5 protein-coding genes are annotated in these 6,463 nt (G+C 69.4%); 1 reads left to right on the plus strand and 4 read right to left on the minus strand.

Annotated features, from left to right (window positions below):
• A partial coding sequence (locus TX83_RS18110) for an HD domain-containing protein (RefSeq protein ID WP_261370185.1) occupies positions 1-838 on the plus strand: 838 nt, incomplete at its 5' end.
• 33 nt (positions 839-871) lie between these two features.
• Here TX83_RS18110 and TX83_RS18115 read toward each other — a convergent pair.
• The 4 genes from TX83_RS18115 to TX83_RS18130 form a co-directional block, all read right to left on the minus strand.
• The gene (locus tag TX83_RS18115) at positions 872-3,370 is read right to left on the minus strand and encodes a TonB-dependent receptor plug domain-containing protein (protein WP_075575242.1); all 2,499 of its coding nucleotides are present in this window, start codon (positions 3,368-3,370) and stop codon (positions 872-874) included.
• A 215-nt stretch (positions 3,371-3,585) separates the two neighbouring features.
• Positions 3,586-3,993, minus strand: a complete 408-nt coding sequence (locus TX83_RS18120) for a VanZ family protein (protein ID WP_064749385.1) — start codon at positions 3,991-3,993, stop codon at positions 3,586-3,588.
• The gene (locus tag TX83_RS18125) at positions 3,990-5,174 is read right to left on the minus strand and encodes a class I SAM-dependent methyltransferase (RefSeq protein WP_087960758.1); all 1,185 of its coding nucleotides are present in this window, start codon (positions 5,172-5,174) and stop codon (positions 3,990-3,992) included. The genes TX83_RS18120 and TX83_RS18125 overlap by 4 nt, the downstream gene beginning before the upstream one ends.
• A 252-nt stretch (positions 5,175-5,426) precedes the next feature.
• Positions 5,427-6,257 carry a DUF6159 family protein gene (locus TX83_RS18130; RefSeq protein ID WP_064749387.1) on the minus strand — a complete coding sequence of 277 codons (831 nt, stop codon included), beginning with the start codon at positions 6,255-6,257 and terminating at the stop codon, positions 5,427-5,429.
• Between the last annotated feature and the right edge of the window lie 206 nt (positions 6,258-6,463).

The following is a 6,463-nucleotide window of genomic DNA, read 5'->3' on the forward strand; positions in this document are numbered from 1 at the left end:
GGCGCGCTTCATGGCCCGCTTCGCCGCGCACGGTTTCCAGGTGGCGCCGGAAACGATCGCGCTGATGCGGCGCATGGCCGAATCCGGAGAACTCGCCGAGCTGGTCGCCGAACGGGTCTGGCAGGAACTGCGCCGCGCCCTGGCCTGCGCGCAGCCGTCGGCGTTCGTGCGCACCCTGCATCAGGCCGGCGCGCTCGGTGCGGTGCTGCCCGAAGTCGAAGCGCTGTACGGCGTGCCGCAACGGCCGGAGTACCACCCCGAGGTCGACACCGGCGTGCACACCGAGATGGTGATGGACATGGCCGCGCGGCTGGCGCCCGGCGACGACGTGATCGGCTTCGCCGCGCTGACCCACGACCTGGGCAAGGCCTTGACCCCGGCCGAACGGCTGCCGCGCCACCACAACCACGAGCACGCCGGGCTGGAACCGCTGGCCGCGCTGTGCGCGCGGCTCAAGATTCCGACCGAGCACCGCCTGCTGGCCGAAGCGGTCTGCCGCGAACACCTCAACGTGCATCGTCTGGCCGAACTGCGTCCCCGCAGCGTGTACGAACTGATCGCGCGTTGCGACGGCTTGCGCAATCCGAAGCGGATCGAGCAGATGAGCCTGGCCTGCGAAGCCGACAAGCGCGGCCGCCTGGGCCTGGAGGACCAGCCCTATCCGCAGGGCGCGGCCCTGGTTGCGGCCTTGCGTGCCGCGCTGGCCGTGCGCGCCAGCGACCTGGCGCCCGGCCTCAGCGGGCCGGCGGTCGGCGAAGCCATGCGCCGCGCCCGCATCGAAGCCATCGCCGCCCAGCGCAAGGCCGACCAGCCCGATCAAAAAAGCCGCCGCGGGTGAGCGCGGCGGCTTCGGTGCGACGGTCTTGCGCGATCAGAAGCGGTAATCGATCCGCGCGTAGTAGCTGCCGCCGTTCATGCCGAACGGCAGGGTTTCCCAGCCGTACTTGAAGCCCAGCTGCGGGAACGGCGCGCCGCTGACCTTGTCCCACTTGTCGGGATAGGTGTCGAAGATGTTGTTGCCGCCAACGGTCAGGCTGAGCTGGTCGCTGAACTTGTAGCGCACCGCCAGATCGCCCAGCCACTTGCCGCCCCAACGCTGCTTGACGCCCGGGGTAAAGCCTTCGCCGGCGACCGAGCCGTAGTAGTTGGCGCGCGCGGTCCATTCCCAGGCGCCGACCTCGTACACGCCCTGCAGCACGTGGTGCGAGCGCGGCTGGCCTTCCTCGATCAGGGTCACCTGGGTGTCGTCGAACAGCACGTTCGGCGGCAGGATCGCCGACTGCGAGCGGCGCGACTTGACTTCGGTCTTGTTGAAGTGGACCAGCGCGGTCAGATTGAGCTTGGAGCCGCCGGCGAACTCGGTGTTGTGGTTGGCGACCAGGTCGACGCCGGTGGTGCGGGTGTCGATGGCGTTGGTGAAGAACAGCACCTGGCCGACGCCGATCGGATCGAGGATGGCGCGGATCGGGCAGTTGGCGTTGTTGGCCGCGCACGGCAGGCCGTTGTTGCCGACCGCCTCGGGCTGGATGTTGCTGGAGAAGATGATCCGGTCGTCGATGTCGATGCGGAACACGTCCAGGGTCAGCGAGAAGCGGTCGTTGGGCTTGAGCACGAAGCCGACCGATGCGCTCTTGGAGGTTTCTTCCTTGAGCGGCTCGATGCCGAAGGCGCGGGTCACCGCGCTGTCCTGGCGCGCGGTCAGGGTGTCGGTCAGCTCGCCGGCGGCGTTGAGGTTGGTCGAACGCTGGCTGTAGAACAGCTGCTGCACGCCCGGCGCGCGGAAGCCGGTCGATACCGTGCCGCGCACCGCGAACGCGTCGCTGGCGTCAAAGCGCGCCGACAGCTTGCCGGTGGTGGTGTTGCCGAAGTCGGAGTAGTCCTCGTAGCGGATCGCGCCGCCGAGCAGGAAGCGCTCGGTCAGGTTGGTTTCCAGATCGAGGTAGACGGCGTAGTTGTGGCGGCCGTCGTCGACCGCTTCGTTCGGCGAGAAGCCCGGGAAGCCCTGCATGCCCGGCTGCGCGGTCTCGCCGGCCTGGCCGAGGATCGGAATCGAGCGGTCGTTGTTGCGGCCGTAGGTGTAGGTCACCGGCGCGCCGGGGCGGATCTGGTAGTCGTCCTTGCGGTATTCCAGGCCGGTGCCCAGGTACAGCGGGTTGTCGTTGAAGCCCTTGAGCGTGCCGCGGAAGTCCAGGTTGAAGGTGGTCTGGTCGGCCTGCAGGGTGCCGGTGTCGGCCTTGGTCGGCGAGGCCGCGTAGATGCCGCCGCCCGGCTTGGGCTCGTACCACCAGCTGACGTTGACCGAGTTGCTCTCTTCGAAGCCGAACTTGCTGCGGCCGCGGTTGATCGAGACGTCCCAGTCCCAGTTGTCGTTGATCGGCGCCTTGTAGCCGACCGCCAGCGAGTGGTCGTCGACCGTGGTCAGGATGTTGGGCAGGAAGCCGTTCGGGTACAGCGCCGGCACCGTGCGGTTGTCGCCGGCGCTGCGGAAGAAGCCGGAGGAGTCGCCTTCGCGACGCGACAGGCCGCCGAACCAGTACAGCTCGCCGGTGCCGACCGGCAGGCCGCCGTTGAACCAGAAGTAGGCGTCGGTGGCGTCGGCGTCGCCCAGGCGCTGGGTCACCCGCGGCGGGTTCACGCGCAGGCTGTCCGGGCCGGCCCGGTTGGTCTCGGCGCGGTCGCGGTATTCCAGCGACAGATTGAGGTAACCGCCGTCGCCGCCGAGCTTGAAGCCGTGGTTGACCGAGGCCGAGTAGTTCTCGCCGTCGCCGGCGTAGTACTGGCCGGCCTGGAACGAGAGCTGGGTCTCCTCGGTCTGCTTCTTGAGGATGATGTTGATCACGCCCGAGATCGCGTCGGAACCGTACTGCGCGGCGGCGCCGTCGCGCAGCACTTCGATGCGTTCGATCGCCGACAGCGGGATCGCGTTGATGTCGGTGCCGGCCGAGCCGCGGCCGATGGTCTGCTGCACGTTGACCAGCGCCTGCTGATGGCGGCGCTTGCCGTTGACCAGCACCAGCACTTGGTCGGGACCCAGCGAGCGCAGGGTCGCCGGACGCAGGATGTCGGTGCCGTCGCTGACGAAGGTGCGGGAGAAATTGAACGAGGGCTCCAGCATCTGCAGGATCTGGCCGATCTCGGTCGCGCCGGTCGCGGTCAGTTCTTCCTGGCCGATCACGTCCACCGGCGCCGCGGTGTCTTCGGCGGCACGGCCGCGCACGCGCGAACCGGTGACCTGGACCGCATCGAGGGTCGTCGCTTCGCGGCTGGGCGCCGGCGCAGGGTCCTGGGCGAAAGCGGAAGGGGCCAGCAGGGTGGCGGCCATGGCGGTGGCCACGGCCATGGCCAGACGGTTGCGGTGCGCTACGGACATGAAAGGGGTTCCTTGCGAGGGACGGGCAGGCCGGATCAGCCCGCGGTGGAGCCTCACAAGTTTTTAACCTTTGCGCAAGTCGCCACGTGACCTTGCCGACCTTGGCACTGTGACAAGCCTCGCCTTACTGGCGCGAGGCTCATCCATGGTTCAGGGGGATGTGTGCTCTCGACGCACTGAACAGGGAAAACTGCGCAAAACCCGCGCCACCGCCCTTACCCGGCGCGCGGCGCCAGACGGCGGTCCAGGCGCTGCAACCAGCCGGCGATCGGCGTCGCCGCCAGCAACAGGCCGAACAGCGCGCCCAGGCTGTTGGCGAGCGCATCGACGACGTCGCCGGTACGCGACTGGGTCAGGCCGGCCTGGGCGAACTCCAGCGCCACGCCGAGCGCGATCAGCGCCGCAGCGGCGACCGCCTGGGCGCGGCGGCGCGCGAACAGCATGCCGGCGTAGACCGACATCGCCGCATAGGCGGAGAAGTGCTCGATCTTGTCGAAGCCGGAGAACGGCGTGGGCGGCAAGTCGTGCGCGGGCAGCAAGGTCGCGCCGACCACCGCCAGCACCATCGCCGCGCCCAGCGCGCACCACAGCGCGGGCCGGCGGAATTCGCGCAGGACGCTCACAGGCGGAAGCTCAGGTCGCCGGCGAGAAAGGCGACGCCGAACTCGACCTCCTTCTCGAAGCCCATCACCTGGAAACGCTCGCCCATTTCGCTGGGCAGGGTCAGGCGCTTGACCTCATCGAGGCGACGCTGCTTCTCGACCGGATCGGCGATGCGCTCGATCCTTTCCAGCACGCCGGCCAGGCCATTGCCGAGCAGGAAGCTGGCCTGATTGCAGTAGCCCGCCAGATCGAAGCCAGCGGCCACGCCGGCCTCGACCAGGGCGGTGAAATCGACCGAGGCGGTGAGGTCCTGCAACCCCGGCCACAGCAGCGGCTCGCCGTGGACGCGATGGCGGTAGTAGGCGCGCAAGGTGCCGTCGGCGCGCTCGGGCGCGTAGTACTCGCTGCGCGGATAACCGTAGTCGACGAACAACATCGCGCCGCGGCGCAGACCGCCGGACACGGCCTGGATCCAATACGGCAACTGCGGCAGCAGTTCCGAGCGATAGCCCTCGGCCAGCGGCCGCTCCAGCCGGCGCTCGGCCAGCCGCACGGCGTTGGCGAGGAAATCGTCGGCCGGGCGCAGCGTGCGGGCGAAGCCCTCGCCGTCGGCGACCACGTACTCCTCGAACACTTCCTCGTTGCGGATCGCGAAACGCGGCGTCGGCAGCGCGTCGATCACTTCGTTGGCGAACAACACGCCGTCCCACTCGTCGCCGAACGGGCCGTCCGGCCATTCCAGCAAGTCGAACACCGGCGGCACCAAGCGTTCGCGCAGGCGCTCGCGCTGCCGGTGGCGCAGTTGCGCGCTGGGTTCGAGGATGGCGTAGCGATCGGGCAGCGCGTCGAGTTCGAGCAAGCGCTTGAGCACCACTTCGGCGAACGCGCCGGTGCCGCCGCCCAACTCGAGGAACCGCGCCTGCGGACCGATCTGCCGCAGCACCGGCGCCACCGCTTCGGCGACGCAGGCGGCGAACACCGGCCCCAGTTCGGGCGCGGTGACGAAATCGCCCTCGGCACCGAACTTGCTCGCGCCGGCGCTGTAGTAGCCCAGACCCGGCGCGTACAAGGCCAGCTCCATGAAGCGCGAGAACGGGATCGCGCCGCCATGAGCGGCGATCTGCTCATGGATCAGGGCGGACAGGCGCGCGCTGTGCGCCAGCGCATCGGCGTCGGGAGTGGGCAGATCGAAGGAATTCACGTGATTCGGGGCGCGCACGGGCGCACGGCAAGCGGGCCGTCAGGATACGGCCCGCGGCCCATCCGCGCGACCGCCGCCCCGCTGCAGGAGCGGCGTGAGCCGCGACAGTCGCAGCGGTTTATATCGGCGCTGCGGCCGCAGACCGGGCAAACGGCGCAATCCGCACGATCCGACTGTCCGGACTGCGGCTAGCGCGCTTTGGAACGTCTCTTCGGTTCGCCGCGGTTCGCGCCGCCCTTACAGGCAGCGCGCTCAGCGCCGGACCAGCGCGCTTTCCAGCTGCAGGCCCTCGAAGCCGGCCGGCAGCTCGCCTTCGTTGGCGTAGCGGTACAACGCGGCCGAATACACTCCGCCGAGCGCGCTCTGGTACACCGCCAGCGCGAGCAGGGCGAGTACGGTCAGCGCGCCGACCAGTACCGCCAGCGCCGACGACACCAGGCCCAGCAGCCAGGCCAGGCCGAAGCCGGCCAGGCCGGTGCCGACCATGATCGCGGCGAAGGCGAAGCCGATGCCGACCATGCCGGCGGCGCTTTCGCCCCAGGTGCGCTTGAACAGCGCGACACTGCGCTTGACCGCGTCGACCGGGCCGATGTCCTCGGCCACCAGCACCGGCACCACCAGGAAAGTGGCCATGGTCCAGGCCGCGCCGAGCGCGCTGCCGATCAGGCGCACGATGAAGTTGTTGTCGCGATCCTTGAGCGCCTGCAGGATCATGCCGACGGTCGCGGCGATGGCGGCGTAGCCGGCGATCGAGCCCAGCCGCGCGGTCGCGGCGCGGAAACCGTCGGCCAGGGTCGGGTTGCCGCCCTCCAGCCGGATCATCGCGCCGCTGACCAGGGCGCAGTTGCAGAAGATGATCACGAAGTACTGGCAGAAATAGAACGCGAACGTCAGCACCGCCGCGCCGGCGCCGAAGCCGTCGGCGAACGCGTCCATGACCACCACCGGGATCAGGAAGGTGGCCAGCACCACCAGCACGCAGATCGCCGAAATCACCGGGAACAGCATCAGCTCCCGATCCGAACGCAACACCGCGGCGCTGGCCTTGACCAGCTCCCAGCTGCGCGAAAGTTTGTCGAACATCGTTCTTCCCCTACGAATTCCCCGCCGCATCGTCGAACCTGGCGCGGCGATGCGCAAGAGGGGCCGTCGACGGCCCCGGCAAACGATCGCCTTGCGGGCCGGAGGCACGGCAGCGCGTGCGGCGGGCCGGCGACCGCAAGGCCGGCCGGGAAGTCGGGATTGCACGCCGGCGCGCCGATGCCGAACGCCGCACCCACGCCCCCCCC

The sequence above is a fragment of the Lysobacter antibioticus HS124 genome (assembly GCF_000336385.2).
GTDB classification, from domain to species: Bacteria; Pseudomonadota; Gammaproteobacteria; order Xanthomonadales; family Xanthomonadaceae; genus Lysobacter; species Lysobacter firmicutimachus.